This is a genomic window from Acidovorax sp. GW835-FHT14G06 (assembly GCF_058793595.1).
This window is the reverse complement of record NZ_JBXAGA010000013.1, coordinates 41,024-66,590: the sequence shown is the minus strand read 5'-3', so window position 1 is coordinate 66,590 and position 25,567 is coordinate 41,024. Positions and strand designations below refer to the sequence as shown.

At 65.3% G+C, this 25,567-nt stretch carries 26 protein-coding genes; 15 read left to right on the top strand and 11 right to left on the bottom strand.

All coding sequences use genetic code 11. From position 1 onward, the window contains the following. The first annotated feature begins 45 nt into the window (after positions 1 to 45). The 6 genes from AC1Q64_RS20825 (at position 46) to AC1Q64_RS20800 (ending at position 7,327) form a co-directional block, all read left to right on the top strand. The gene (locus tag AC1Q64_RS20825; RefSeq protein ID WP_492252656.1) at positions 46 to 2,433 is read left to right on the top strand and encodes a xanthine dehydrogenase family protein molybdopterin-binding subunit; all 2,388 of its coding nucleotides are present in this window, start codon (positions 46 to 48) and stop codon (positions 2,431 to 2,433) included. Between the two features lie 11 nt (positions 2,434 to 2,444). Then, on the top strand, positions 2,445 to 3,236 hold the full coding sequence (locus tag AC1Q64_RS20820; protein ID WP_291433900.1) for an FAD binding domain-containing protein: 792 nt from the start codon (positions 2,445 to 2,447) through the stop codon (positions 3,234 to 3,236). A gap of 109 nt (positions 3,237 to 3,345) precedes the next feature. Beyond that, positions 3,346 to 4,272, top strand: coding sequence for an AAA family ATPase (locus AC1Q64_RS20815; RefSeq protein WP_492252655.1), 927 nt, complete (start codon positions 3,346 to 3,348; stop codon positions 4,270 to 4,272). Positions 4,273 to 4,282: 10 nt separating this feature from the next. Then, positions 4,283 to 5,497: a vWA domain-containing protein gene (locus AC1Q64_RS20810; protein WP_492252739.1), complete on the top strand. Its 1,215-nt coding sequence runs from the start codon at positions 4,283 to 4,285 to the stop codon at positions 5,495 to 5,497. 94 nt (positions 5,498 to 5,591) lie between these two features. Then, entirely contained in the window at positions 5,592 to 6,224 is a 633-nt protein-coding gene (locus AC1Q64_RS20805) for an SRPBCC family protein (RefSeq protein WP_492252654.1), read from the top strand. A gap of 29 nt (positions 6,225 to 6,253) precedes the next feature. Then, a complete protein-coding gene (locus AC1Q64_RS20800) occupies positions 6,254 to 7,327 on the top strand; it encodes an XdhC family protein (protein WP_291433896.1) in 1,074 nt (357 codons plus the stop codon). Positions 7,328 to 7,345: 18 nt separating this feature from the next. Here AC1Q64_RS20800 and AC1Q64_RS20795 read toward each other — a convergent pair whose 3' ends face one another. From AC1Q64_RS20795 to AC1Q64_RS20775, 5 genes are all read right to left on the bottom strand, one after another. Next, positions 7,346 to 7,849: a low molecular weight protein-tyrosine-phosphatase gene (locus tag AC1Q64_RS20795; protein WP_492252653.1), complete on the bottom strand. Its 504-nt coding sequence runs from the start codon at positions 7,847 to 7,849 to the stop codon at positions 7,346 to 7,348. A 24-nt stretch (positions 7,850 to 7,873) separates the two neighbouring features. Beyond that, positions 7,874 to 8,563 carry a glutathione S-transferase family protein gene (locus AC1Q64_RS20790; RefSeq protein ID WP_492252652.1) on the bottom strand — a complete coding sequence of 230 codons (690 nt, stop codon included), beginning with the start codon at positions 8,561 to 8,563 and terminating at the stop codon, positions 7,874 to 7,876. Between the two features lie 73 nt (positions 8,564 to 8,636). Continuing rightward, complete coding sequence (locus tag AC1Q64_RS20785) at positions 8,637 to 9,404, bottom strand: MHYT domain-containing protein (protein WP_291433891.1); 768 nt, start codon at positions 9,402 to 9,404, stop codon at positions 8,637 to 8,639. A 241-nt stretch (positions 9,405 to 9,645) separates the two neighbouring features. After that, a complete protein-coding gene (locus AC1Q64_RS20780) occupies positions 9,646 to 10,380 on the bottom strand; it encodes a response regulator (RefSeq protein ID WP_492252651.1) in 735 nt (244 codons plus the stop codon). Then, positions 10,377 to 11,018 carry a response regulator gene (locus AC1Q64_RS20775; RefSeq protein WP_291433889.1) on the bottom strand — a complete coding sequence of 214 codons (642 nt, stop codon included), beginning with the start codon at positions 11,016 to 11,018 and terminating at the stop codon, positions 10,377 to 10,379. Before AC1Q64_RS20775 ends, AC1Q64_RS20780 begins: the two co-directional genes overlap by 4 nt. Before the next feature lie 180 nt (positions 11,019 to 11,198). On the opposite strand from AC1Q64_RS20775, the gene AC1Q64_RS20770 reads away from it, so the two are divergent. The 4 genes from AC1Q64_RS20770 (at position 11,199) to AC1Q64_RS20755 (ending at position 15,761) form a co-directional block, all read left to right on the top strand. Next, positions 11,199 to 11,570, top strand: a complete 372-nt coding sequence (locus AC1Q64_RS20770) for a response regulator transcription factor (RefSeq protein WP_291433887.1) — start codon at positions 11,199 to 11,201, stop codon at positions 11,568 to 11,570. After that, entirely contained in the window at positions 11,567 to 12,343 is a 777-nt protein-coding gene (locus AC1Q64_RS20765) for an HD-GYP domain-containing protein (protein ID WP_492252650.1), read from the top strand. The genes AC1Q64_RS20770 and AC1Q64_RS20765 overlap by 4 nt, the downstream gene beginning before the upstream one ends. Positions 12,344 to 12,415: 72 nt before the next feature. After that, the gene (locus AC1Q64_RS20760) at positions 12,416 to 13,225 is read left to right on the top strand and encodes an ABC transporter substrate-binding protein (protein ID WP_492252649.1); all 810 of its coding nucleotides are present in this window, start codon (positions 12,416 to 12,418) and stop codon (positions 13,223 to 13,225) included. 49 nt (positions 13,226 to 13,274) lie between these two features. After that, entirely contained in the window at positions 13,275 to 15,761 is a 2,487-nt protein-coding gene (locus tag AC1Q64_RS20755; protein ID WP_492252738.1) for a sensor histidine kinase, read from the top strand. An 85-nt stretch (positions 15,762 to 15,846) separates the two neighbouring features. Here the strand turns inward: AC1Q64_RS20755 and AC1Q64_RS20750 are convergent, their stop codons facing one another. The 6 genes from AC1Q64_RS20750 to AC1Q64_RS20725 all read right to left on the bottom strand — a co-directional run bounded on the left by AC1Q64_RS20750 (position 15,847) and on the right by AC1Q64_RS20725 (position 20,382). Continuing rightward, the gene (locus AC1Q64_RS20750) at positions 15,847 to 16,017 is read right to left on the bottom strand and encodes a hypothetical protein (RefSeq protein WP_015015224.1); all 171 of its coding nucleotides are present in this window, start codon (positions 16,015 to 16,017) and stop codon (positions 15,847 to 15,849) included. Between the two features lie 114 nt (positions 16,018 to 16,131). Further along, the gene (locus tag AC1Q64_RS20745; protein WP_492252737.1) at positions 16,132 to 17,019 is read right to left on the bottom strand and encodes a transglutaminase-like domain-containing protein; all 888 of its coding nucleotides are present in this window, start codon (positions 17,017 to 17,019) and stop codon (positions 16,132 to 16,134) included. A 289-nt stretch (positions 17,020 to 17,308) separates the two neighbouring features. Next, complete coding sequence (locus AC1Q64_RS20740) at positions 17,309 to 17,971, bottom strand: histidine phosphatase family protein (protein WP_492252648.1); 663 nt, start codon at positions 17,969 to 17,971, stop codon at positions 17,309 to 17,311. Next, complete coding sequence (locus AC1Q64_RS20735; RefSeq protein WP_492252647.1) at positions 17,949 to 18,917, bottom strand: MBL fold metallo-hydrolase; 969 nt, start codon at positions 18,915 to 18,917, stop codon at positions 17,949 to 17,951. The genes AC1Q64_RS20740 and AC1Q64_RS20735 overlap by 23 nt, the downstream gene beginning before the upstream one ends. A 196-nt stretch (positions 18,918 to 19,113) precedes the next feature. Then, a complete protein-coding gene (locus AC1Q64_RS20730) occupies positions 19,114 to 19,482 on the bottom strand; it encodes a hypothetical protein (protein WP_492252646.1) in 369 nt (122 codons plus the stop codon). 147 nt (positions 19,483 to 19,629) lie between these two features. Continuing rightward, entirely contained in the window at positions 19,630 to 20,382 is a 753-nt protein-coding gene (locus tag AC1Q64_RS20725) for an IclR family transcriptional regulator (protein ID WP_492252645.1), read from the bottom strand. An 89-nt stretch (positions 20,383 to 20,471) separates the two neighbouring features. Between AC1Q64_RS20725 and AC1Q64_RS20720 the strand changes: the two genes are divergently transcribed. From AC1Q64_RS20720 to AC1Q64_RS20700, 5 genes are read left to right on the top strand one after another with little or no spacing between them, the layout of a single operon-like run. Further along, on the top strand, positions 20,472 to 21,302 hold the full coding sequence (locus tag AC1Q64_RS20720; protein ID WP_291433874.1) for an SDR family oxidoreductase: 831 nt from the start codon (positions 20,472 to 20,474) through the stop codon (positions 21,300 to 21,302). A gap of 15 nt (positions 21,303 to 21,317) precedes the next feature. After that, on the top strand, positions 21,318 to 22,679 hold the full coding sequence (locus tag AC1Q64_RS20715; protein ID WP_492252644.1) for a flavin-containing monooxygenase: 1,362 nt from the start codon (positions 21,318 to 21,320) through the stop codon (positions 22,677 to 22,679). A 13-nt stretch (positions 22,680 to 22,692) separates the two neighbouring features. After that, entirely contained in the window at positions 22,693 to 23,628 is a 936-nt protein-coding gene (locus AC1Q64_RS20710; RefSeq protein ID WP_492252643.1) for a bile acid:sodium symporter family protein, read from the top strand. Beyond that, positions 23,625 to 24,635: an SDR family oxidoreductase gene (locus tag AC1Q64_RS20705; RefSeq protein WP_492252642.1), complete on the top strand. Its 1,011-nt coding sequence runs from the start codon at positions 23,625 to 23,627 to the stop codon at positions 24,633 to 24,635. Before AC1Q64_RS20710 ends, AC1Q64_RS20705 begins: the two co-directional genes overlap by 4 nt. Continuing rightward, positions 24,632 to 25,549 (top strand): EamA family transporter, encoded by a 918-nt coding sequence (locus AC1Q64_RS20700; protein ID WP_492252641.1) that lies wholly within the window; start codon positions 24,632 to 24,634, stop codon positions 25,547 to 25,549. Before AC1Q64_RS20705 ends, AC1Q64_RS20700 begins: the two co-directional genes overlap by 4 nt. Positions 25,550 to 25,567 lie beyond the last annotated feature (18 nt).

Here is a 25,567-nt window from a genome sequence, read left to right as displayed (position 1 = left end):
CGCGTCCGCCTTCCCAACGCCAGAAAAATCCAAGGAGACAAGACCATGGGTGCATCCGACTTTTCCAAGCTGCCGCACATCGGCGAATCGCTCAAGCGCAAGGAAGACTACCGCTTCCTGACCGGCGCGGGCCAATACACCGACGACGTGGTGCTGGCTGCGCAAAGCCATGCCGTGTTTGTGCGCTCGCCGCACGCCCACGCCAAGATCAACAGCATCAACATCGACGCCGCCAAGGCCGCGCCCGGCGTGCTGGGCGTGTTCACCGGGGCCGACGTGGCCGCCGACAACATCAACGGCCTGCCCTGCGGCTGGCTTATCACCAGCACCGACGGCCAGCCCATGAAGGAGCCGCCGCACCCCATCCTGGCCCAGGGCAAGGTGCGCTACGTGGGCGACCACGTGGCCATGGTGGTGGCGCTGACCCAGCAGCAGGCACGCGATGCGGCCGAGCTGGTAGAGGTGGACTACGACGTGCTGCCCGCAGTGGTCAATGTGGCCGATGCCGCGTCGGGCGCCGTGGCGGGCGCGGCGCTGCATGACATCGCCCCAGACAACCATTGCTTCAAGTGGGCCATTGGCGACAAGGGCGGTGTGGACGCAGCGTTTGCCAACGCAGCGCATGTCACCAAGCTCGACCTGATCAACAACCGTCTGATCCCCAATGCCATGGAGCCACGCGCGGCCATCGGCAGCTACAACCGGGCCAGCGATGAGTACACGCTGTACGTCAGCAACCAGAACCCGCACGTCGAGCGCCTGCTCATGACCGCGTTTGTGATGGGCCTGCCCGAGCACAAGGTGCGCGTGATTGCACCCGATGTGGGCGGTGGCTTCGGCTCCAAGATCTATCTGTACGCCGAAGACGTGTGCCTGACCTGGGCCTCCAAAAAGCTCAACCGCAATATCAAGTGGGTGGCCGACCGCAGCGAGGCGTTCCTGAGCGACGCCCACGGCCGCGACCATGTGAGCCACGCCGAAATGGCGATGGACAAGGACGGCAAGTTTCTGGCGCTGCGTGTGCACACCCACGCCAACCTGGGCGCTTATCTCAGCACCTTTGCCAGCGCTGTACCCACCATCCTGTACGCCACGCTGCTGGCCGGCCAGTACAGCACCCCCCAGGTGTATGTGGAGGTGGATTCGTGGTTCACCAACACCGCGCCGGTGGATGCCTACCGGGGCGCGGGTCGCCCCGAGGCGACCTACCTGCTGGAGCGCCTGGTCACGCGTTGTGCGTGGGAGATGGGGCTTGCGCAGGACGAGATCCGCCGCCGCAACTTCATCAAGGCCTTCCCTTACCAGACGCCGGTGGCGCTGCAGTACGACACCGGCGATTTCCAGGCCTGCATGGATGGAGCGAACAAGCTGGCCGACGTGGCGGGCTTCGAGCAACGCAAGGCCGCCAGCGCGGCCAAGGGGCTGCTGCGGGGCGTGGGCTACTCGTCTTACATCGAGGCCTGCGGCATCGCGCCGTCCAACATCGCGGGCGCCCTGGGCGCACGCGCTGGGCTGTTTGAGTGCGGCGAGGTGCGCGTGCACCCCACGGGCAGCGTGACGGTCTTTACCGGCTCGCACAGCCACGGCCAGGGCCATGAGACCACCTTTGCGCAGGTGGTGGCGGCGCGCCTGGGCATCCCGGTGGAGAACGTGGACATCGTGCATGGCGACACGGGCCGCGTGCCTTTTGGCATGGGCACCTATGGCTCGCGTTCCATCAGCGTGGGCGGCGCGGCCATCATGAAGGCGCTGGACAAGATCGAGGCCAAGGCCAAGAAGATTGCCGCGCACCTGATGGAGGCGAGCGACGCCGACATCGACTTTGCCAACGGCGAGTTCACCGTGCGTGGCACCGACAAGAAGATCCCGTTCGGCCAGGTGTCGCTGGCGGCGTATGTGCCCCACAACTACCCGCTGGACGTGTTGGAGCCGGGCCTGAACGAAACCGCGTTCTACGACCCCACCAACTTCACCTTCCCTGCAGGCACCTACATCTGCGAGGTCGAGGTAGACCCCGCCACCGGTAGTACAAGGGTGGACAAGTTCACGGCCGTGGACGACTTTGGCACCATCATCAACCCCATGATCGTGGAAGGTCAGGTGCATGGCGGCCTGGTGCAAGGCATTGGCCAGGCAATGATGGAAAACTGCGTGTATGACCGCGAGACCGGCCAGCTGCTTACCGGCAGCTTCATGGACTACGCGATGCCGCGTGCCGATGACTTCCCTGAGTTCAAGCTGGGTCATGTGTGCACGCCCTGCACCCACAACCCGCTGGGCACCAAGGGCTGCGGCGAGGCGGGGGCCATCGGCTCACCACCGGCCGTCATTAACGCCGTGCTGGATGCACTGCGACCACTGGGCGTGAAGGACTTCGACATGCCCGCTTCACCCCATCGCGTGTGGGAAGCGATTCAAAACGCCAAGGCATAAGGAGACCCACCATGTACGCATTCACCTTTGAGGCTCCTTCCTCCACCGCAGCTGCCGCGCAGCTCATTGCCCAGGGCGGCAAGCTGCTCGCGGGCGGGCAAAGCCTGTTGCCGTCCATGCGGCTGCGCCTGGCCAACCCCGAAAAGATCGTAGACCTGAACAGCATTGCCGAACTGGCGGGCATCCGCCGCGAGGGCAACGCGCTGGTCATCGGCGCCATGACACGCCATGCCGACGTGGCATCCAGTGCGGAAGTGAAATCCGCGATCCCTGCGCTGGCCGATCTGGCCGCACACATCGGTGACCGCCAGGTGCGCGCACGCGGCACGCTGGGGGGCTCGGTGGCCAACAACGACCCTGCCGCCTGCTACCCCAGCGCGGTGTTGGGCCTGGGCGCCACCGTCATCACCAACCAGCGCGAGATCAAGGCCGATGACTTCTTTGTGGGCATGTACACCACGGCGCTGGAGGAGGGCGAGATCATCACCGCCATTCGCTTCCCGATCCCGAAACGCGCTGTGTACATGAAGTTCAAGCAGGCGGCATCGCGCTTCTCGCTGGTGGGGGTGTTTGTGGCGCAGACCGACAGCGGCGTGCGCGTGGCCGTCACCGGTGCGGCCAGCAGCGTGTTCCGCCATGCAGGGCTGGAGGCGGCGCTCAACCAGAGTTTCACGCCGCAGTCGGCTGCCAGCGTGAAGATCGACGCGAACGATCTCAACGCCGACATCCACGCCAGTGCCGCCTACCGCGCCAACCTCATCAGCGTGCAAACGCAGCGCGCTGTACAGCAGATGCTGGGATGAAGTGAAGCCGACCCCACCACCGTGGTGCGGCACCCGGTGGTGGGTTTTTGAGTGAAATTGGCTGCAAGCGCTAGAAAAATATGCGCTAGCAGCTATGAATTGGATAGCAATGAACTCGTTGAACGCCGCGCCGGTTCCGGCTTCCATCGACGCCTTGGTGCAGGCCTTGCAAAGCGTGGGCTACTTTGCCGACCGGCGCCTGGCCACAGCGGTGTTTCTGGCCCTCAAGCTGCAGCGGCCTTTGCTGCTGGAGGGCGAGCCCGGCGTGGGCAAAACGGCGCTGGCCAAAGCCCTCTCGGAAGTGCTGTCGCGCAGCCTGATACGCCTGCAGTGCTACGACGGCTTGGAGCAGCGCGAGGCGCTGTACGAATGGAATTACGCCGCCCAGCTCTTGCACATGCGGGCTGCAGAAGGCAAAGGCAGTGCCGACATGGCGCAGGTGGAGCGCGAGGTGTACCAGGACCGCTACCTCATCCGTCGCCCCTTGCTGCAGGCACTGCAGGCGCCAGCGCCCGGCGCCGTGCTGTTGATTGACGAGGTGGACCGTGCCGACGAGCCCTTCGAGGCCTTTTTGCTCGAGTACCTGGGCGAGTACCAGGTGAGCATCCCCGAGATCGGCACCGTGCGCGCCACGGCCACGCCGGTCACCCTCCTCACCAGCAACCGCACGCGCGACCTGCACGACGCCGTCAAGCGCCGCTGCCTGTACCACTGGCTGGACTACCCCGAGCGTGAGCGCGAGCTGGCCATCGTGCGCGCCCAGGTGCCCGGCGCCAGCGAGGCGCTGGCCCTGCAGGTGGCGGAGTTTGTGGGCCGGCTGCGCAGCCAACCGTTTGCCAACGCGTTTCAGCGCGCACCAGGCATCGCCGAGAGCGTGGAATGGGCCAAGGCGCTGGTGGCGCTCGACACCATCGTGGTGGACCCTGAAGTTGTGTCCGACACGGCAGGCATCCTGTTCAAGCAGCGTGAGGATGTCGCGGCGCTCACCCGCGACATGGCGGTGCAGTTGCTGCAGCCCGCCGACACCGATGCATGAGAACCGCCCGATGGCCGAGGGCGCAATGTTCTCTCAACTCGGCGATGCCCGCGTTGGCAAGTTGGCCGACAACCTGAGCGGTTTTGGCCGCACGCTGCGCCGCGCTGGCGTGCGGGTGGACGCTGCCCGCATGGCGCTGGCCCAGCAGGCGGTGATGTTGGTGGGTTTGCAGCGCGACGACTTCAGCGCCGCACTGGAGGCCGTGCTGGTCAGCCGCGAGCAAGACCGCATGGTGTTCCGAGAGCTGTTCGACGCCTACTTTCGCAACCCCAACGTGGCGCAAAAGCTGCTGGCCCAGATGCTGCCCAGCGCAGAGTCCAAAGCCGAGCCCGTCAAGCGCCGCCCGCGCGTGAGCGAGGCATTGGCGCCCGTGCGTGCAGCCCGCAACGCACCACCCGCGCGCGAAGAAGACAAGATCGAATTCGATGCCGCCATGACGGCCAGTGACCTGCAGCGCCTGCGGCAGGCCGATTTCAACCAGCTCTCGGCCAGCGAATACATCCTGGTGGAGCGCCTGGCGCGCGACGTGTCCTTGCCGTTACCGCGCTACGCGGCCCGCCGCACCCGGCCGGGCGCACGCGGCAGCCGCCCGCACTGGCCTGGCGCCATGCACCATGCGTCGCGCAGTGGGGGCGAGGTGCTGCACATCCCCTTGCTGCAGCGCCGCCAGCAACCGCTGCCGCTACTGGTACTGGTAGACGTGTCGGGCTCCATGGAGCGCTACGCCCGGTTGCTGCTGGCCTTTTTGCACGCCGCCACCGCACCGCGCCACACCGGCGCCGCCGTGCGCCGTGATGTGTTTGCGTTTGGCACTGGCTTGACCGACCTCACGCCCGCCTTCCGGTTGGCCGACACCGACGCCATGCTGGAGACGGCCAGCCATGCCATCACCGACTTTGCGGGCGGCACCCGCATGGGCGACAGCCTGGGCCAGTTGCGCTTGCAGCACGCGCGGCGCCTGGTGGGGCGGCGCACGCTGGTGCTGCTGATCAGCGACGGGCTCGATACGGGCACCCCCGAGGTGCTGGAGCGTGAGCTGGCCTGGCTGCGCCGCCACTGTGGCCGCCTGCTGTGGCTCAACCCGCTGCTGCGCTACGAAGGGTATGCCCCCACGGCACGCGGCGCGTCGGCCTTGCACCGCCAGGCCCACGGCATGGTGGCCGTGCACAACCTGAGCCACCTGAAGGACCTGGCGGCCAGCCTGGCAAGCGTGCTGCGGCAATGAGGACGCGGCCCCGCACCGCATCGAGCCCAGCCATGCAGCGGACCGATTGAACTCCCACAACATCCACACCATTTGAAGACCGAGAGGACCCACCATGGAAATGCAAGCCAGCCGAACCCTTGCCGTCAGCCAGCAACAGGCCTGGGAGGCGCTCAACGACCCCGAGGTGCTCAAGCTGTGCATTCCCGGCTGCGACAAGGTCGAGCCCACCGCCGACAACCAGTATTCGGTGGCCATGGCGCTCAAGATCGGACCCGTGTCGGCCAAGTTCGCGGGCAAGATCACGCTGTCCGACATCGTGCCGCCCGAGAGCTACAACATCGCCTTCGATGGCTCCGGCGGCGTGGCGGGCTTTGGCAAGGGTAACGCCCAGGTCAAGCTGGTGCCGCTGTCCGCCGATGCGGCGGGCCAGGCCAGCTGCGAGTTGCATTACACGGTGCATGCCTCGGTGGGCGGCAAGATCGCCCAGCTGGGCCAGCGCCTGATCGACGGCGCCGCCAAGAGCATGGCCGAGGACTTCTTCAAGCGTTTTGACGACGAGATGCAGCGGCGTTTTCCGCGCGCTGAAGCCCCCCCGGCAGATGGAGCAGCAAGTGCCGATGCCATCACCCAGCCTGGCACAGTGGATGGGGGCAGTGCCACCCAAGGTGCGGGTATCCCTGCGTGGGTGTGGGGTGTTGGAGTGACGGCACTCGTACTGCTGGCCTGGTGGTTCAATCGGGGCTGAGTGCTATGGGTACCGGAAGGAAGTGAGTCATGGAAAATTTGGACGTCGTCGTGCTGCGCACGCTGCAGGGCTGGCGTGCCGCAGGGCGCCGTGCGCTGCTGGCCACGGTGGTGCGCACCTGGGGCTCGTCGCCCCGGCCGGTGGGTTCGATCATGGCGCTGTGCGAAGACGGCGCGGTGGTGGGTTCGGTGTCAGGCGGGTGCATTGAGGACGACCTGATCGACCGCCATACCCGCGCCTATGCCCAGGCGGGCGCTGCGGCAGACGGTGCCGAGCACCGCATCCCCAGCGGGCCGCCATCGTTTGTCAAATACGGTATCAGCGCCGACGAAGCCCACCGCTTTGGCCTGCCCTGTGGCGGCACGCTGGAGCTGCTGCTGGAATACGACCCAGATCCCGCGCTGCTGGCCGATTTGATTGCCCAGCTGGCCGCCGGGCGCCTGGTGCAGCGCACCGTGCGCCTGTCCGATGGCGCCGTGACCTTGGCGCCTACGCAGGCACCCGAGGATCTGAAGGTGGATGCACAGCAGCTCACCAACACCTTCGGGCCCGAGTACCGCATGCTGCTGATCGGGGCGGGGCAGCTCACCGAGTACCTGGCCACCATGGCCTTGTTCAACGGCTTTGCCGTGACGGTGTGCGACCCGCGCGAGGAGTACCGGGGCAGCTGGAGCGTGCCGGGCGCCACGGTGGTGAGCGACATGCCCGACGATGTGGTGCTGGCCTTCAAGCCCGATCGCCGCACCTGCGTGGTGGCCCTCACGCACGACCCCAAGCTGGACGATCTGGCGCTGCTGGAGGCTTTGAGCACCGAGGCGTTCTACGTGGGTGGCATCGGCTCGCGCCGCAACAACGAGGCGCGGCGGGCCCGCATGATCGAGCACTTTGACCAGACCGAAGCCAGCCTGCAACGCCTGCGTGGGCCCATCGGCATCTACATCGGCAGCAAGACGCCCCCCGAAATCGCAGTGAGCGTGATGGCCGAGATCCTGGCCGTCAAAAACGGCGTGACCCTGCCGCGCGACATGGAAGTGGCCCAGGCCAAGAACGACCGCGAGCAGGCGCACAACGACCCCGGCGCCCTGGTGTGCGGCGTGCGGTAGCTCGGGTAGTCCCGGAGGTCAGCGCTTCATCGGTGGCACCTGCGCCTGCAGCTGCCGCTGCACATGCCTGAGCAGCCCTTCGCACGCGTCTTCCACCAGGTCCAGCACCTCCTCAAACCCCTGGCTGCCGCCGTAGTACGGGTCAGGCACCACCGGGCTGTCGAACTGCAGGCAGAACTCCGTCATGCGCCGCAGCTTGTGCGTGTGCGCGGGCGGGCACAGGTCCTGTGCCAGCGCCAGGTTGTCCCAGTCCATGGCCAGGATCAGGTCGTAGTGGGCAAAGTCCGCATCCGTGATCTGCCGGGCCCGCAGGTCCGACAGGTCATAGCCGCGCTGCGATGCATGGCGCTGGGTGCGGGTGTCGGGCGGCTCGCCGGGGTGGTAGTTGTGTGTGCCCGCCGAGTCCACCTGCACGCTGTGCGCCAGGCCGCTGTGAATGAGCTTGTGGCGGAACACGCCGTGGGCCGTGGGGCTGCGGCAGATGTTGCCCATGCACACAAACAGGATCGCGTAGTGGGTCATGTGGCTTGGGTTCGTTGTGTGAGGTCAGGCCTGGATCACCACCGGCCCGCCCTTGGCGATGCCGCGCTGGTAGGCGGGGCGTGCGTGCATGCGCTCCAGGTAAGCCTGCAGGTGTGGACAGCGGCTCGCATCGTTGGCGCGGGACATCAGCGCCTCCACCGCAAAGCTCATCTGAAAGTCCGCCATGGTCAGGTGCTCCCCCGCAAACCAGCGGTGGGTGCCCAGGTGTTGCTCAATGAACGCGAGCGCTGTATCCACGTTGGGGTCGATGAGCTTTTGCTGCACCGTGCCACACAGGGCACGCGCGATAGGCTTCACGAAGAACGGCATGGGCTGGGTGGGGATGGCCTTGAACACCAGCTTCATCACCAGCCAGTTCATCAGCGAGCCCTCGGCATAGTGCATCCAGAAGCGGCACTGGCGGTGCTCTGCAGTGCGGGGTGCGGGCTGCAGGTGGGCCAGGTCACCACGGGCCTGCTCGCCATAGGTTTCGGCCAGGTACTCGATGATGGCGCCCGATTCGGCAATCACTTCGTCACCATCGGTGATGACTGGCGACTTGCCCAGGGGGTGAATGGCCTTGAGCGCAGGCGGTGCCAGCTTGGTGGCCTTGTCGCGCGCGTAGATCTTGAGCTCGTAGGGCAGGCCCAGCTCTTCCAGCAGCCAAAGGATGCGCTGCGAGCGCGAGGTTTCGAGGTGGTGCAGGGTGATCATGGCCGCCATCTTATTGAAGAGTTGGCCGAATCCACCCTGGTACAGCCCTTGTTTCGCGCGAGCTTTGCGTGGTTCAGGTCGTGCGGCGGCGCTGCTGCCCAATGGAGCGTTGCATCCACTGCACATACAGGTCCACCGAAATCAGCACAGCCATGGCAAATGCGCAGGCGGCCACGATGGGGCCGAGGCCCAGCGAGCTCACCAGCCCGATGCCCTGCACGGTGGCAAAGCGGTTGGGGGTGGTGCAAATGAATTCGGCAGCACCCATGCCGGTGTAGTGCATGGCGCAAACTGCGGCAGCCATCAGCAGGGCTGCGCCCACGCGGCTGCCCAGGCGGCGGGTATTGAAAGCCAGCCACAAGGCGGCTGTGCCTGCTGCCACCGCGATCAGCACCGACAGGGCCACGGTGCGCAGGTCCCAGTTGATGTAGCCGCCAATCTTCATGCCGTACATGCCAAGGTAATGCATGCCCGCCACGCCCAGGCCCAGCAGCAGTCCTGCGCCCAGAATGCGTGCCGGCTCCCGGGGTGCCCTGGACACCACAATGAGTGCTGCCGAGGTGCAGGCCACGGCAGCCACCAGCGACACAGCGCTTTCGACGATGCCGTAACTGCTGGCTACATCCAGCCGCAGCGCCACCATGCCCACAAAGTGCATGGACCACACCCCAATGCCGCCCAGTGCCACACCCGCTGTTACAGCAGCTGCGCGGTTGAGCGAGCCGTCCGTGTGGCGGATGCGGCGAGTGACCATCAGCGCGATCAGCGAACCAATGAACGCCAAAGCAAACGAAATGGCGACGAGGTGGGGGCGGTATTCGGAGACGACGGTGGGGTCCATGTAGAGCTGCCTGTGAGGGGTGGAAGTGGCGTTTCACACCGCTCGCTGAGCAGTTGAAACCAATTGTTTCTATATTAGACTAATTGGTTATTTTTTGCTCCGAATGGTTATTTAGCGGAAAAATGCCGCTATTGCCCGCTTGTGCAGGGTTCTCTATGTGGAGGTGGCAGGATGGTGAGATCGCCTGCTATCGGGCATCAGCGAGGCCAAGGGTCCGGCCTGCCGCGCCGCTGGCGCCGGATCAGAGCTGCAGCAGGAACGCCCGCAGCAGGCGCCAATGCTCCTGGCAGGCCTCGGCAGCAGACTCGGCGGCTGCGTTTTCCAACTGGCGGGCGCGCACGCTTTGGGCCGGGTGGCCCAGGGTGAGCAGCACGGTGGCTAGGCTGTGTGCCAGACGGCGCAGCGCAGGCCAGTCTTGCGCTGCACTGGCCGCGTCACCTTGCCGCACGTCGGTAGGGAACTGCTGCAGGCAGCTGGCTCGGTAGGCCTTGAACAGAAACTCGTCGCCAGCAAAGTGAGTGGCAATGGCCTGCGCCTCGTCGTCAGCCGCTTCATTGGCGAGCGTTGCAGCTGCTGCAGGTGCATTGGCGGGGGGCTCGGTCGCCAGTGCCAGCGCATCGGTCACGCAGGCCTCCAGTTCTGCCACCGACGCAGGTTTGGACACCATGCGCCACACCTTCATGGCCTGCAGTTGCTCGCGCACCGGCGGCGTCAGGCCTGCGCTGAACACCGCCACCGGAGTGCGGCGTTTGTGGACAGGCTCCTGCAGCAGCCGCTGTACCAGGTCAATGCCAGACTCGCCCGGCAGCATGAGGTCGGTGATGATGAGTTCCACACCCCCCGCGTGCAGCGCATGCATGGCGTCGGGTACGTTGGTGCAGGTCACCAGCTCGATGGGCAGTTCTTCCAGTGCCATCTGCACAAAGCGCGCGATGGAGCTGTCGTCTTCGACCAGCAGGACCTTGGGGGGGCTCATGCGGGCACCTGGGCCTGGGGAATACAGGCGGCCAGCGCGCTGGGTAGCTCGGCCACCAGCCGGGGTTTGTGGATCACCTTCACGCCCTGCAAGGCAAAAGCGTAGGGTTCGCGCTGCTGTTCGTCGAGCGAGGTGACCACGATGAGGTGGCTGCGCGAAAACTGGGGGTGCGAGCGCAGCGTGGTGATGAGGGTGGCGCCATCGATGCCCGGCAGCAGGATGTCCACGATCAGTACCTCGGGCTGTGTCTGTCCATACAGCGCCAGACCGGTGATGCCATCGTTGGCTACGTGTAGTTGAGCGCCCGGAAAGTGCTGCTGCACGATGAGACCCACAAGGTTCTGGAAGTGGATCGAATCCTCGATCAGCAGGATTTTGGGGGCACGCCCCTTGGCTGGAGCTACCGGCGTGGCCAGGGGCGGTCGGGTGGTCACCGGGGTGCCGGCGGCCAGTGCCTGGGGTGCACCACCTGCGCCATGGGCGGTCATCCACCGTTCCACCGATGCGCGGGAGATGCGGCGGTGTCCGCCTGGCGTCTTCCAGGCCTCCAGTTCGTTGCGGTCCACCATCAGCTGGACCGACCGCACGGCCATGCCCAGCATTTTGGCGACTTCCAGCGTGGTGTAGTGGTCGGCCATGGCGTGCTCCGCGTGGGAATTGTCAGATTGCATAGATCGCGCATTTTCTCCCAATTTTATTTCCTTCAGGCTTGCATTTGATAAAAATGATTGATATGATTCATGCAACAGCAAAAAAATCTCCTTAGAACGATTTTTTTGTATTTGTCAGCTGCCTCCAGGCCTCAAACAGCTACCGTCATGAAAAAAATCCTCATCGTCGAAGACCACATCGATATCCGCAAACTGCTCAAGATGACGCTGGAGTTTGATGACTTCGAGATCCACGAAGCTGCCACGGGCGATGCTGGCTGGCTACTGGCCTGCGAGCTACAGCCCGACATCGTGCTGCTCGATGTGATGATGCCTGGCACCCTGAACGGCCTGGACGTGTGCCGCCGCATCAAGTCCGACCCTGGCATGCGCCACACCAAGGTGATCATGCTGACGGCCCGGGTGCAGTCCAGCGACAAGGAGGCGGGCTTTGCTGCGGGGGTCGACGACTACCTGATGAAGCCCTTCAGCACCCTGCAGGTACTGGAAACCATCTACCGCATGGAGGCATCGCAGTGACCTCACTGTCATCTCTGGAGCCTGCGCCCCTGGCATTCACGGACACTCGCTGCTTTGACGAGGCAGCGGCGGCGCAGATGGAGCGGTTTGTGCGCGACTTCGGGCGCATGTACCGAGAGCGCAACGAAGCCCTGCGCGAGGTCACCCGCGCACACCATGCGGCATTGCTGCACTTGTCGGCAGCGGCTGACCTCAAGGACGACGACACCGGCGTGCATATCGTGCGCATTGGCTACCTGGCGGAGGCCCTGGCTCTGGCCCTGGGGCAAACCGCAGGCTATGCGCGCATTCTGCGCAAGGCTGCACCGATGCATGACATCGGCAAGATTGGCACACCAGACAGCGTGCTCAAAAAGCCCGGCAAGCTCACCCCCGAAGAGCGGCAGACCATGAACTGCCACGCTGCCATGGGCGCCGAGATACTGGGGCGATCGAACATACCGGTGTTTCGCATGGCGGCCGAGGTGGCGCTCACGCACCACGAGCGTTACGACGGCCAGGGCTACCCTGCTGGGCTGTCTGGCGATGCGATTCCTCTGTCGGGCCGCATCACGGCAGTGGTGGATTTTTTTGACGCGCTGACCATGGACCGGGTGTACCGTCCCGCCTTTGCGGTGCCGGTGGCGCTGGAGATGCTGGCTGCTGAGCGCGGACGCGCTTTTGACCCGGTGATCGTGGACACATTTTTGGAACATGCTGAGGCCATCGATGCGCTGCGGTGCAAGATCACGCAGGAATGCCCTTCTTTTGATGCACTGATCGACGCCCCCTGACGCCTCTTTCTACCAACCGCTGTGTGGCGGCCCCCGCAGCACTGGCAGCTTTTGTTGATCCAAGGATTTCTCATGACGAAAACGACGAAGTGGCTGAAGCACTGGGTGTTGACTGCCGTCAGTATTGCGCTGGTCGCCCATGCCACCGGTGCGCAGGCTGGGCCCGTGGCCGACCGGGTACAGAGCCAGTCGGTGTTGCGCGTGTGTGTGTGGCCCGACTACTATGGCGTGACCTATCGCCACCCGCGTACGCAGCAGATGGTGGGCATCGACATTGACCTGTCTGTCGAGCTGGCCCGCGACCTCAAGGCCAAGGTGGAGTACGTGGACTCGTCCTTTCCCACTCTTATCGAAGACCTGAACCAGGACAGGTGTGACGTGGCCATGTTTGCCATCGGCATGCTGCCCCAGCGCATGGAAAAACTGGCTTTTACCCAGCCCTACATGCGCAGCGACATCTACGGCATCACCACCAAGACCAATGCGGTCGTCAAACAGTGGGCCGACATCGACAAGCTGGGCGTGCTGGTGGGTGTACAGGCGGGCACGTTCATGGAGCCCATCATGGCCCAGCGCCTCAAGCAGGCCACCCTGGTGCGTATCCAGCTGCCCGCTACCCGCGAGCGCGAACTCACAGCAGGGCGCATTGATGTGTTCATGACCGACTACCCCTACAGCCGACGTCTGATGGATAACGCCGACTGGGCCCGGCTCATCGAGTCGCCCGAACCGTTCTCGGTGCTGCCCTATGGCTATGCGGTCAAACGTGGCGATACCGCCTGGCTGGCCACTGTAGAGGCCTTCGTGGCGCGCATCAAGGCCGACGGCCGCCTGCAGCGTGCTGCTTCCCAAAATGGCCTGAACGCCGTCGTGGTGCGCTGATATGGCGGGTCTCCCGCTCCCTCTGGTCTGGGTGAAGCTACGTGCGTGGGTGTTGCAAACCAGCCATCTGGTCCTCATCACCGGAGGACTGTCGGCATTAGCGGCTCTGGTGGCCGTCAGCGCATTGGCCGTAAACGACTTCCGCACCGTGCGCATCAGCCACCAAAACCATGCCGCCGTGCTGGCCCGGGTGCTGGAGGATCAGGCCACGCGCACCATGCAGACGGCCGAGCTGGCCCTGGAGTCGCTGGCCACATCGACAGCCCTCACGGCTGTGGTCTCTGAGCCCCGGCGCATGCAAGATGCACTGGGCCAGTCATTGGCGGCGCTGCCATTTTTGCGTGGACTGGCCGTGGTGGATGCCGGTGGTCGTGTGGTCGCAAGCACCTTCCCCGGCGATACCGAGAGTTTTGTGGACTTGGCCAGGCTCGGCCCCCCGGTTGCCGTGGGGCGGATGGTTCAGGGCGACCTCACACCCGGCCGCAGCCTGCAAAGTGTGCGCCTTGGAGGCGCCGCGGTGGCGGTTCCTGCGGGCGTGGCTTTCATCCCCGTGATGCACGGCTACAGGAATGAAGCCGGGCAGACGCTGGTGCTGGTGGCGCTGGTCAACCCCGATTCGCTGTCCAACTTTCAGCATCTGACGCTGGAGTCCGAGATTTTTGATTCGGTGGTGACCTCGTACAACGGCCAGGTGCTGGCCACCTCGGGCGCAGCGGCCGCGCTGACAGGTACGCGAGTGAACAGCATCCCCGTGTTCAGCCAGTTTCTGCCAAGGCACGAGCACGCGACGTACTTGGGCGCAGGCGTGCTGGGCGATCGGCAGATTGTCAGCTTCCGAACTTCATCTGCCATGCCGCTGGTGGTCGTGGTCGAGACCTCGTACCGGGCTGCCGTGCAGAGCTGGCTGGCAGATGCCCACGCGCTGATCGGTATTGGCCTGGCCGTGGTGGCCCTGGTGCTGGGCCTGACCTTTGCAGTGTGGCGGGGCCAGCGCACCCGTGATCTGGCTCGGCTGGCCATTGATGCGGCACAGGCCCGCATTGCCCGCAACGAGCGGGATCTGTCTGTGCTGATGCGCAGCGTGCAGGAGCTGATTTTTCGCACCGATGCCCAGGGCGTTATCACCTATGTTAATGCGCATTGGACGGTGGTGACGGGCACAGCGCCTGATCGCGCCATAGGCAAGCGCCTGCACGACCTGGTAGAGCCACAAAGCCGCAACGATGTGGTCCGGGCCATCGACTCCCGGTCGCCGGATGGAGTGCGGGTATGCCAGGTGGTGTCCCGTTCTGCCGAGGGCAGGGAGATGATGTTTCAGGTGGCGGTGGTGCCCCTGGTGGCTGCCGGGCGTGTGATCGGTTTTGCAGGCAGCGCGGTGGATGAGACCCAGCGCTGGGTGGCCCAGCAGCAGCTGCAGGCGCAGATCGCTTTCCAGGACCTGCTGCTGGAGACCAACCCGCTGCCCATCTCTGTAACCGACGCACAGGACCGGTTCGTGCGCGTGAACAAGGCCTGGGAAGAATACAAGGGCCGTGCGCGCTCCACCGTGCTGGGTAATGCCGTGGCCGAGTGCCTGCCGCCGGACGAGGTCAAGGTGCACTTGTCGGCGAACAAACAGCTCTTGCGCTGGGGTGGGCGTGCCCTGGTCGAAGCCAAAATACGCCATGGCGACGGATCGCGCCGCGACACACGCGTGGTCAAGGCGGCGATTGCCGATGAGCATGGCCAGGTCACAGGTGTGCTCACCATCCTGATGGATGTGAGCGAATTCCGCGAGGCAGAGCGTGCTACCCAGGAGGCACGCGATGCGGCCGAAGAGGCGTCTCGTGCCAAGTCGGAGTTTGTGGCCAACATGAGCCACGAGCTTCGCACGCCGCTGCAGTCCATTCTGGGCTTTGCCGAACTGGGCATGCTGCGTGGTCGCGCGCAGCCCAAGCTGGCGGACATGTTTGAAGACATCCATTCGGCGGGCCAGCGCATGCTTATGCTGGTGAACGACCTGTTGGAGGTTTCCAAGCTGGAGAGCACTGTGGGCACTTTCCACATGGAGCGTATCGACCTGCGCGGCGTGGTGCGCCCGGTGATCCGCGAGCTGGAGCCTTTGCTCGAACGCAGCCACCTGATGTTGGACTTGCGCATGCCCGACCTTCCGCTGGTGGCCAAGGCCGACCCGCTGCGCTTTCAGCAGGTGATCCGGAACGTGGTGGCCAATGCCATCAAGTTTTCCCCGCCTGGCAGCACGATCACGCTGGAAGGATACGCGGATTCCCTGGGCCAGACGCATCTGGTGGTGCGCGACGAGGGCCCGGGCATCCCTCCGTCAGAGCTGCAAAGCATATTTGAGGCCTTTGTGCAGTCCAGCAAAACCAAGGATGGATCAGGCGGCACGGGCCTGGGCCTGGCCATTTGCCGCAAGATCGTCGAGGCCATGGGTGGACGGATCTTTGCTGAGAACGTTCCGGCCAGCGGTGCGGCATTTCACATCGTCCTGCCCGCCAGAGGACAGGTGGAAACCATGCCTGCACCGTTGGAGTAAGCGGTGCACCGCCCACAAAAAAGCCCTCTGACGAGGGCTTTTTTGTGGATGCTGGCGGGGCGCCGCAGCGCCCCCGGAGGACTGATCAGCCGCCCTTGCGCGAACGCTTGCCAGGGTTCTTCTTGCTGCGCGTGGCGACGCCACGCTCCAGGCTCACGCGCTGGCCACGGCCGGGGGTGTTCAGCGTCACACCGGGCAACGGCTTGGGTTGGGGGGTGCGCTTGCGGTCTGCTTCGGTGACGATCTTGTTGCCCATGGTAGGTCTCTGAGAAAGTGGAGAAAAGGGGCATATTAGGCCACAGCCGCAATCAGGGGCGGCCAGCAGGCCTTTCTAAGGTCTTGTTGTGGTGGCAGAGGGAGTGCAAAATCCCTATTGCGCGACGAAGCGGGCCCCGTACGACGTACCCTGGTCGGTGGACAGTGCCTCGGCACAGTGGTAGGGCAGCACCCACCCCTGGGTGGGGTCTTCGACCGCAAGGGTGTGGATGGTGGGAGGCTGTGCGCGCACCCCGCCAAAGATGGTGGCAAATGCCACGTCGGCGGCATCACGGCCGGTGCCAAAACGCAGCAGCCCCATGGGGATGGCCGTGCCTGAGGGGTCGAACAGATACCACCGGTCGCCCAGGTACACCTCCACATAGGCATGAAAGTCCGGCGGGCCCAGTGCAGGGTCGGCGCCGTAGTCTGTGCCCGTGGTAAAGCGGGCCGGAATGTTCACCGCACGGCACAGTGCAATCATCAGGTGGGCGAAATCGCGGCACACCCCCACCTGTTCCACCAGCGTATCGACAGCCGAGGTGTTGGAGTTGGAGGTGTTGGACGTGAACGCCACATGCCGGTTCACCCAGTCGCGGATCGCCTGCACGCGGCTGTGGCCCTGCCACAAGGCGCCAAACTCGTTCAGCGCCAGCCGCAGCAGGCGGTCGGACTGGCAATAGCGGCTGGGGTAGATGTAGCCCATCACATGCGGCGGCAGGTGTCGCACAGGCACCTCGGCCAGCTCGGTGGGATCGGTGCGGTGGTGGCGGATGTCCACCGTGGCGCTGTAGGTCAGCGCCAGCGTGCCAGGCTCGCCATGCAGGCGCAGATAGCGGTTGCCCGTGGCCGGATCGGTGTGGATCTGGTGAGGAATGTCCTGGCTGAGCACCAGGCGCTCGTTGTGGACGATCTGGTGGGGTGTTTGTGCGGCGTGGATGTTGAACACGAAATCGGCGCCATAGCTGTCGATCTCATAGCGCAGGTCGATCTGCAGCTCCATGCGAACACCACGCTGGCTGCCGGGGATGGTCTGTGCTGACGGTGCGCCGGCGTTCGCAGGCCATTGCGCTGGCTCGTTGGACGCGGTAGTGAGGCGAGGGGCGCTGGAGAGGAATGCCATGGCAGTTCTCAGCGGCAGTGCCCGCAAGGCGCGGGCTTACCCAGTGTGTGGGACGGTGTCATCTGCAGCTCCTGGGTGTGCGCCGCGCCGGGGTATCCGGCAGGGCAAAGAACCTTCAGGATACGCCCCGGTGCATCGCCCGCGTGTAGGCCGAAGGCCCCAGTCGGGCTCAGCCCGTCACTGATAGTTTGGCCAACACCTGCAACTCGCCGGCTCGAGGGGCGCGCAGTATCAGCGCCTCGCCCGAGCTGGTGCTGTCGCGTGCCAGATCAGACTGCACAAACATGTGGCTGAACCACACTTCAAACCGGCCATTGCGCGCAGACGCCCCAGCCAGCGCCTGGCGCAGCTCGCGCAGGTGGCTCTCACCCGTGGTCTCGGAGTAACCCCTGGGCGAGCCCAGAGCAGCCCACACCTGCGGCGCACCAAAGGCCAGGGTGGCACTGTCGATGCAGCGGCACCAGGGGCTTGAGAGCACCTTCTCCGGCTGCAGTTGCCGCGCCTGGAACCACTCACCGATGCGCCGGGCCTGGGCCCGGCCTTCATCGTTCAGGTTGCGCTGGGTGCTGCAGTCGCCAAGGCGAAACCCCGGCGGATCGAAAGTGCCGGGGGCCAGCGCGTGGCGAAACAACGCCACCACCCCGCCTTGGCGCAGCAAGGCCTCGGTACCAGCATCCTGGGCCGCCCAGGTCTGTAGGGCTGTGAGGGCCAAGCCGCTGCCCAGTGCGCCCGCCGCGCCCCTGCCCAGCAGGGTGCGCCGTGTGACGCGCGTGCCTGTGGTCGCCGCAGTACCCGCAGCAGCCTCGGTATCAGGCGGCAGGCTGGAAGGCATAGCCGTTGCCCGCCGCCGCAACGCGGCCAAACGCAGGGAAGGGGAAGTGGAAGCCGCCCAGCATGGCGTTGCTGGCGGTGATGCGCTGGAACACCTCGCGGCGTACCTTGCGGGCTGCCTCTGCATCCATGTCAAAAGTCACGGCCCAATCGGGGTTGCGGGCGAACAGGGCGGGAACGTTGGTCAGGTCTGCCACATAGAAGAAGTTCTGGCCTGCAGACTTCAGCTCGAACAACGTGTGGCCGGGCGTATGGCCGTAAGCAGCCACCGACTGGATGCCCGGTGCCACTTCAGCGCCCGCTGCAAACTGCACCAGCGTGTCGGCCGGCATGGTGGCAAAGGTGCGGCGCACGTTGTCAAACGCGCCCTTCATGCCGGCGGGGGCTGCGGCCATGCGCGCATCGTCCATCCAGAAGGCATGTTCGGCAGCAGGCACCATCACCTTGGCCTTCGGGAACACCAGCTCACCCGCCTTGTTGCGAATGCCATTGATGTGGTCGCCGTGGTAGTGGCTGATGAGTACGGTGTCGATGTCGGAAGCCTGCATGCCTGCCGCACGCAGGCTATCCAGCAGCTTGCCGGTCGTTGCGCCACCAAACTCGCCCAGGCCGGTATCGATGAGGATCTTGCGTGCGCCCGCCACCACCAGGAAGGGGGTGTAAGGCACGTCGATGTACTCGGTCGGCAGGCCCTGCGACGCGAGCAGCGCACGCACTTCGGCCAGCGGTGCGTTCTTCACAAATTCTTCCCCCAAAGGGCGGCGCGTGATGCCGTCGTTCAGGGCGATCACTTCCACATCCCCCACCTTCATGCGACGGAAGCCTGGGCTGGGCAGGGTGGGCGTACCGAAATTGGGTGCGTTCTGCGCCCACACGGGAACAAACGATCCCGCAGCGTAAACGGTGGTGGCCAGGCTTGCGCCCAGGAAGTGACGGCGTGACAGCATGAAACTCTCCAGTCTCGGGTTGAACTAATGAGTCGCAACTGTAACGATATGCCCAGCGAAAGCGCAGCCCAGCGCGCTAACCTGTTTGCAACGTGGGGCCTTTTGCCGCTAACTGGGGTTAACCCTTGACCAGTGTCTGCGCAGGGTGTCTCTTTCAAGGCTTTTGCGGAGTTCTGCCAGGATCGCCAGCCGCGTTTCAACCCATGTCGAAGGCTTCGCGCAGGGCGGCGCAAAAGTCGTTGCTCCCGCTGAGGGTGAGCGTCAGGGTCGTGCGCGGCGGTGCCGTGTTGCCCACCGCCACGCGCAGCTGCCCGGTGGCTTCATCAAACGCCAGGTCCAGCGGGCTTTGGACTTCCTGCACGCCTTGCAGGTCGAAGTGCCAGCTGCCGCCATCTTCCAGCGGCGCGCAGGTGCCCGGCCAATGCGCATGCGCCCAGGCCAATACGCCCGTGATCTCGCCCTGTAACGCTGGCAGCTGCGGGGGCAATGCGCTGGCCATGGCATCCAATGTGCCGTTGCCGTCGGCGTCTTCGCTGTATTCAAAGTCGAGGTAGTTCAATTGCATGGTGAGAGTGGGCTTTGAGAACCTGTTCAAGATCTTTTCGGGGTCGCACAAGTACCTTGCCGGGAGGGGATGCAAGGTAGGGTGGGCGGCACGATAGCTCGTGCTATCGGCAAGCGCCGGGTTCTTGAAGTGCCGGGTGTTCATGGTTCAAGCCCAGGTGCGGCCCAGGGCCTGTGCGGACTCCCCCAGGCGGGGCACCAGTTGCAGGGCCCGAGCCAGCGGCATGCGGGCAGAGGGCGCCTGCAATGCCACGGCGCTGCGCACCTGTCGCCGCCCCCCCGCCATCACGGGCACGGCCACGCAGACGAGGCCGTCCACAAATTCCTCGGCGTCGGTGGCATAGCCTTGCCTCAGGATCTGCTCGAGCTCAGCCTCCAGTGCGGCGCGGTCGGTCAGTGTGGTGGACGTGTGGCGGGTGAGGGGCAGGCCGTCGAGGATGGCTGCCCTGCGCGCGGCGGACAGGTGGGCCAGAAACAGCTTGCCGCTGGCCGAGCAGTGGATAGGCACACGGGTGCCGGGCCGCAGTTCCATACGCAGCGGAAAGGCCGACTCCACCCGGTCCAGGTAGATCACTTCGGCGCCACTCAACGCAGTCAGGTTGCAGCTCTCGCCAATGTCCGCCACCAGCTGGCGCAGCACGGCGTGGCGCACCCCATGCTGGGTGCCAGCGCTCAGTGTGCTCTCGGCCAGGTGGAGCAGGCGCGGAGCGGGCGTATAGCGTCGACCGTCTGGCTCGCGCGCCAGCAGGCCGCCGGCCTCCAACTGGCCCAGCATGCGGTGCACGCTGGGTTTGGGCCAACCGGTGGCCTCGATGGCGTCGGCCAGGCTGAAGGGCTGGCCCTGGGCGCACATCGTCTCCAGCAATTCAAACAAGCGCAGGCTGGGCGGTGTGCTGTTCATAAATCTCGGAATTCGAGACGAATTCATAAAACATTTCGGGATTATTCAGCATTGTGGCTAAGCTGCAAACCCAATTCACCGGGAGCTTCATGACCGTCTCATTCCAGAACGTAGTTCTCACTGGCGCCTGTGGCGGACTGGGCCAGGCGCTGGCGCGCGAGCTGATCGGCAAGGGTGCTGCCGTGGCGTTGGTAGGCCTGGACACACCCGTGCTGCAAGCACTGGCGGCGCTGGCGCCAGAACGTTGCGCTGTCTATACCCCCGACGTGGCGGACACCGCCGCCATGCAGGCAATGGCCGCGGACTGGATGGGCAGCCGGGGAACGCCCGACCTCGTCATCGCCAACGCGGGGGTGGCAGGGGGCTTTGACACGGCGCAGACCGATGACCTGGCCGTGATGCGGCGCATGCTGGAGATCAACCTGCTGGGCGCAGCCACCACCTTTCAGCCTTTTGTGACTGCCATGCGCGCTCAGCGGCGCGGCGCGCTGGTGGGGGTGGCCAGCATTGCGGGCTGGCGGGGTATGCCCGGCAATGGGGCGTATTGCGCGAGCAAGGGCGGGCTGATCCGTTACCTGGAGAGTCTGCGTGCCGAGCTGCGCAGTGATTCCATCGTGGTCAGCACGGTCAGCCCCGGCTATCTGCGCACCGCGCTGACCGCCGGTAACCGCTTTGCCATGCCCGGCCTGATGGAGCCCGAGGACGCAGCGCATGCCCTGCTGGCCGCGGTGGCCCGGGGGCGCACCCACATCGTGCTGCCTGCGCGCATCGGTTGGCTGGCGCGCCTGCTGAACCTGTTGCCCGAAGCACTGCACGACCGGCTGCTTCTGGGTCAGCCGCGCAAGCCACGCGTGGGCGAGGCTGGGGCAACGGCCATCCCCGGTCTACCCGTTTCCGTCGACAAGACGATCGACCCCTGAAAGAGAAAAAAGCGAATGACGACAACAACAATGACGCCGGAGACAGAAACCGCCATGCCTTTGGCAGCAGAGGACACGCGCAGCCGCATCGCACTCATCGGTGCGGGCCCGAGTGGCCTGGCCGCTGCACGCAATTTGCAGAAGCTCGGCATATCTTTCCAGGGCTTCGAGGCCCATACCGATGTAGGTGGGCTGTGGAACATCGACAACCCGCGCAGCACGGTCTATGAGTCGGCCCACCTGATCTCCAGCAAGCACACCACGGAGTTCACCGAGTTTCCCATGCGCCCCGACGTGGCCGACTACCCGAGCCACCGGGACATGCGCCAGTATTTCTTCGATTTTTCGGAGCACTTCGGCCTGCGCCCGCACTACTGGTTCGGCACTCGCGTGCTCAAGGTCGAGCCGGTGGGCGAGGGCGCCGCGCCGCTTTGGCGAGTGACCTGGACGCAGCACGGCGGCCCTGCACAGACGGCGGAGTTCAAGGGCGTGGTGATTGCCAATGGCACGCTGGCAGAGCCCAACATGCCCCGCTTCGAGGGCCAGTTTGACGGCGAGCTGTTGCACACCAGTGCCTACAAAAGTGCCGAGCTGTTCAAGGGCAAACGCGTGCTGGTGGTGGGCGCGGGCAACTCGGGCTGCGACATTGCGGTGGATGCGGTGCACTACGCGCGCAGCGTGGACATCTCGGTGCGGCGCGGCTACTACTTCGTGCCCAAGTACGTGTTCGGAAAGCCGGCCGATACGCTGGGGGGAAAGTTCAAGATGCCGCCCTGGCTCAAGCAAAAGGTCGACAGCGTTGTGTTGCAGTGGTTCACCGGCGACCCTGTGCGCTTTGGCCTGCCCAAGCCCGACTACAAGATGTACGAGTCGCACCCGGTAGTGAACTCGCTGGTGCTGCACCACCTGGGCCACGGCGACATCCACGTCAGGCCCGACATTGCGCGTTTCGAGGGCCATACGGTGCGCTTCAAGGACGGCAGCGCGCAGGACTACGACCTGGTGCTCTGCGCCACGGGCTACAAGCTGCATTACCCCTTCATCGACCACAGCCTGCTCAACTGGCAGGGCATGGCGCCGCAGCTTTACCTCAACATCCTGTCGCCCCGTTTCGACAATCTGGCCGTGATGGGCATGATCGAGGCCAGTGGCATTGGCTGGCAGGGGCGCTATGAGCAGGCCGAGCTGGTGGCGCGCTTCTTCAAGGCGCAGGCAGAGGGCTCGCCGCGCGCCGAGGCCCTGCGTCAGGCCAAGGCCGGCCCGCAGCCTGACCTGTCGGGCGGCTTCAAATACCTGAAGCTCGAACGCATGGCGTACTACGTGCACAAAGACACCTACCGCAACGCCGTGCGCGCAGCCTCAGCTGGCCTGGCCTGAAAGGACCGACGCCATGCTGCCCGTCGACGAAATACGCCTGAACTTCAACCCTGCATCGCTCGTGGTGCTCAACGTGGTGCTGGGTTTCCTCATGTTCGGCATTGCGCTTGACACGCGCGTAGCGGACTTCAAGCGCGTGCTGCGCATGCCTGGCGCCATGGCGGTGGGCATTGCCGCTCAGTTCATCGTGCTGCCTGCGGTGACCTTCGGGCTCACGCTGCTGCTAAAGCCTGGCCCCAGCATTGCGCTGGGCATGATCCTGGTGGCCTGCTGTCCGCCGGGCAATGTGAGCAACATCCTCACGCACCGGGCCGGGGGCAATGTGGCGCTCTCAGTGTCGATGACGGCCATCTCGAATGCGCTGGCCATCGTGCTCATGCCGCTCAATTTCGCCTTCTGGGGGGGCATGCACCCCACGGCGGCGACGCTGCTGCGCAGCATTGCGCTCGACCCCCTGGAGATGGCTGGGCACATAGTGGTGATCATCGGGCTGCCCTTTGTACTGGGCATCCTGTGCGCAGAAAAGCTGCCGCGCTTCACGCAGCGCGTGAACAAGCCCGTACGCATCCTCAGCTTTCTGTGTCTCATCGGTTTCATCGTGGGCGCGGTGGCGGGCAACTGGCGCTATTTCCTCGACTACGTGGGCCTGGTGCTGCTGGCCGTGGCGCTGCACGATGCGCTGGCCTTTGGCACCGGCTACGCCTGCGCAAGGCTCAGTGGCTTGCCGGACTACGACCGGCGCGCGGTGAGCATCGAGGTGGGTATCCGCAACGCAGGGCTGGGTCTGGTGCTGATCTTCAGCTTCTTTGGCGGGCTGGGGGGCATGGCCGTGGTGGCGGGTGTCTGGGGCTTCTGGGACATCATCGCGGGGCTGGCGCTGGCAGGCTGGTGGGGGCGCCGGCCCGCCGAACTACCGGCGGCCGATGCCCGCAAGGAGCAGCGCACATGACCGGCATGGGGTGGATAAGCCGCCGCATTCTGGTCACAGGCGCCGACGGTTTTCTGGGCCGCAGCGTGGTGGCTGCACTGGCGCGTGAAGGGGTCGGGACCATTGTGGCGACCGATGTGCGCGATGTGCCCGCCGAGCGCCGCCTGCCCGGTGTGACCTATCGGGTCCAAGACGTGCGCGACCCCGGTCTGGCGCAGACGCTGGCAGACACCGCCATCGACAGCGTGGTGCACCTGGCGTCCATCGTCACCCCCGGCAAGGGTTCCAGCCGCGAGTTCGAATATTCGGTGGACGTGCTGGGCAGCCAGAACGTGCTGGATGCCTGTGTGGCCACCGGCGTGAAGCAGCTCGTCGTCAGCTCCAGTGGCGCGGCCTATGGCTACCACGCCGACCACCCCGCGTGGCTGCGCGAGACGGATGCTCTGCGGGGCAACGAGGTTTTTGCCTATTCGCACCACAAGCGGCTGGTGGAGGAGATGCTGGCGCAGTACCGCATGCGGCACCCGGCGCTGGCGCAGACGGTGCTGCGCATCGGCACCATCCTGGGCGAACGGGTGGACAACCAGATCACCGCGCTCTTTGAAAAACCGCGCCTGCTGGCCATCCGGGGCAGTGCCAGTCCCTTTGTTTTTATCTGGGACGACGACGTGACCGGCGCCATCCTGCATGCGCTGCGCATGCAGCGCGCCGGGTGCTTCAACCTGGCCGGTGACGGCGCCTTGCCCCTGCGCGAGATCGCCCAGCGCCTGGGCAAGCCTGTGCTGGAGCTGCCTGCCGGGTTGCTGCGCACCGCACTGGCCGTGGGCTCCGCGCTGGGGATGAGCCGCTATGGCCCTGAGCAGCTCGACTTTCTGCGCTACCGGCCGGTGCTGCTGAATACCGCGCTCAAGGAAGTACTGGGCTATGTGCCGGGCAAGACCAGCGCGCAGGCGTTTGAGGCCTTCGTCGCTGCCCGGGCGCGGCAGGGCCGCCCCGTAGCTGCGGGCGTGTCCGTGGAGGCCGCATGAGTACGCCAGCGGCCTTGAGCCGTGGCGACCTGTTGCGTGCCCTGGCGGTGGTGGTCATCTGGGGGCTGAACTTTGTGGTGATGAAGCTCGGCCTGCAGGGCCTGAGTCCCATGCTGCTGGGCGCGCTGCGCTTTACGGCGGCATCGCTGCCCTTCTTGCTCTTCGTACCGCGCCCGGTTTTGCCTTGGCGCTTTGTGGTGGGCTACGGGATGGCGCAGGGGCTGGGGCAATTCGGCTTTCTGTTTCTGGGGCTGCAGCTGGGGATGACGGCGGGCATGGCGTCGGTGGTGATGCAGACCCAGGCGTTCTTCACTTTGCTGCTGGCCGCGCCATTGCTGGGAGAGCGTGCCAAGCCCTGGCAGTGGGGGGGCTTGTTGCTGGCGTTCGGCGGTTTGATGACCATCGGCCTCGCGCATGGTGAGGGGCCGGGCCAGATGACGCTGGCGGGGTTTGTGCTCACCCTCGGCGCCGCATTCATGTGGGCGGTGTCCAATCTGGTGGCGCGCCGCGCGGCACAGGCCGGGGCGTATGCGCCGTTTCCCTTCATCGTGTGGAGCAGCGTGGTGCCCATCGGGCCGTTTTTTGCGCTGGCGTTGTGGAGCGAGGGCTCCACCGCCGTCTGGGCACAGCTGCAGTCTTTGAACGGCACCGGGTTGCTGGCCGTGGCCTACCTGGCCTTTTTGGCAACGCTGCTGGCCTACACGCTGTGGACGCAGCTGTTGCAACGCCATGCAGCGGGGCGGGTCACGCCGTTTTCGCTGCTGGTGCCGGTGGTGGGGCTGTGGGCGGCCTATGCCTTTCTGGGTGAAACCCCGGCGCCTCTGCAGTGGTTGGGCGCAGCCGCAGTGCTCTGCGGGCTGGTGGTGAACCAGGTGGGAGGCTTGTGGTGGGCCCGGCGTGCTGCAGCTTCCTAGAATGTTCGCTTTCCGCAT

Excerpts from the sequence above, each read along its gene's own strand:
- AC1Q64_RS20825 (WP_492252656.1), top strand. The coding sequence starts at position 46 with ATGGGTGCATCCGACTTTTCCAAGCTGCCGCACATCGGCGAATCGCTC.
- AC1Q64_RS20820 (WP_291433900.1), top strand. The coding sequence starts at position 2,445 with ATGTACGCATTCACCTTTGAGGCTCCTTCCTCCACCGCAGCTGCCGCG.
- AC1Q64_RS20815 (WP_492252655.1), top strand. The coding sequence starts at position 3,346 with ATGAACTCGTTGAACGCCGCGCCGGTTCCGGCTTCCATCGACGCCTTG.
- AC1Q64_RS20810 (WP_492252739.1), top strand. The coding sequence starts at position 4,283 with ATGGCCGAGGGCGCAATGTTCTCTCAACTCGGCGATGCCCGCGTTGGC.
- AC1Q64_RS20805 (WP_492252654.1), top strand. The coding sequence starts at position 5,592 with ATGGAAATGCAAGCCAGCCGAACCCTTGCCGTCAGCCAGCAACAGGCC.
- AC1Q64_RS20800 (WP_291433896.1), top strand. The coding sequence starts at position 6,254 with ATGGAAAATTTGGACGTCGTCGTGCTGCGCACGCTGCAGGGCTGGCGT.
- AC1Q64_RS20795 (WP_492252653.1), bottom strand. The coding sequence starts at position 7,849 with ATGACCCACTACGCGATCCTGTTTGTGTGCATGGGCAACATCTGCCGC.
- AC1Q64_RS20790 (WP_492252652.1), bottom strand. The coding sequence starts at position 8,563 with ATGATCACCCTGCACCACCTCGAAACCTCGCGCTCGCAGCGCATCCTT.
- AC1Q64_RS20785 (WP_291433891.1), bottom strand. The coding sequence starts at position 9,404 with ATGGACCCCACCGTCGTCTCCGAATACCGCCCCCACCTCGTCGCCATT.
- AC1Q64_RS20780 (WP_492252651.1), bottom strand. The coding sequence starts at position 10,380 with ATGAGCCCCCCCAAGGTCCTGCTGGTCGAAGACGACAGCTCCATCGCG.
- AC1Q64_RS20775 (WP_291433889.1), bottom strand. The coding sequence starts at position 11,018 with ATGGCCGACCACTACACCACGCTGGAAGTCGCCAAAATGCTGGGCATG.
- AC1Q64_RS20770 (WP_291433887.1), top strand. The coding sequence starts at position 11,199 with ATGAAAAAAATCCTCATCGTCGAAGACCACATCGATATCCGCAAACTG.
- AC1Q64_RS20760 (WP_492252649.1), top strand. The coding sequence starts at position 12,416 with ATGACGAAAACGACGAAGTGGCTGAAGCACTGGGTGTTGACTGCCGTC.
- AC1Q64_RS20750 (WP_015015224.1), bottom strand. The coding sequence starts at position 16,017 with ATGGGCAACAAGATCGTCACCGAAGCAGACCGCAAGCGCACCCCCCAA.
- AC1Q64_RS20745 (WP_492252737.1), bottom strand. The coding sequence starts at position 17,019 with ATGGAGCTGCAGATCGACCTGCGCTATGAGATCGACAGCTATGGCGCC.
- AC1Q64_RS20740 (WP_492252648.1), bottom strand. The coding sequence starts at position 17,971 with ATGCCTTCCAGCCTGCCGCCTGATACCGAGGCTGCTGCGGGTACTGCG.
- AC1Q64_RS20735 (WP_492252647.1), bottom strand. The coding sequence starts at position 18,917 with ATGCTGTCACGCCGTCACTTCCTGGGCGCAAGCCTGGCCACCACCGTT.
- AC1Q64_RS20730 (WP_492252646.1), bottom strand. The coding sequence starts at position 19,482 with ATGCAATTGAACTACCTCGACTTTGAATACAGCGAAGACGCCGACGGC.
- AC1Q64_RS20725 (WP_492252645.1), bottom strand. The coding sequence starts at position 20,382 with ATGAACAGCACACCGCCCAGCCTGCGCTTGTTTGAATTGCTGGAGACG.
- AC1Q64_RS20720 (WP_291433874.1), top strand. The coding sequence starts at position 20,472 with ATGACCGTCTCATTCCAGAACGTAGTTCTCACTGGCGCCTGTGGCGGA.
- AC1Q64_RS20715 (WP_492252644.1), top strand. The coding sequence starts at position 21,318 with ATGACGACAACAACAATGACGCCGGAGACAGAAACCGCCATGCCTTTG.
- AC1Q64_RS20710 (WP_492252643.1), top strand. The coding sequence starts at position 22,693 with ATGCTGCCCGTCGACGAAATACGCCTGAACTTCAACCCTGCATCGCTC.
- AC1Q64_RS20705 (WP_492252642.1), top strand. The coding sequence starts at position 23,625 with ATGACCGGCATGGGGTGGATAAGCCGCCGCATTCTGGTCACAGGCGCC.
- AC1Q64_RS20700 (WP_492252641.1), top strand. The coding sequence starts at position 24,632 with ATGAGTACGCCAGCGGCCTTGAGCCGTGGCGACCTGTTGCGTGCCCTG.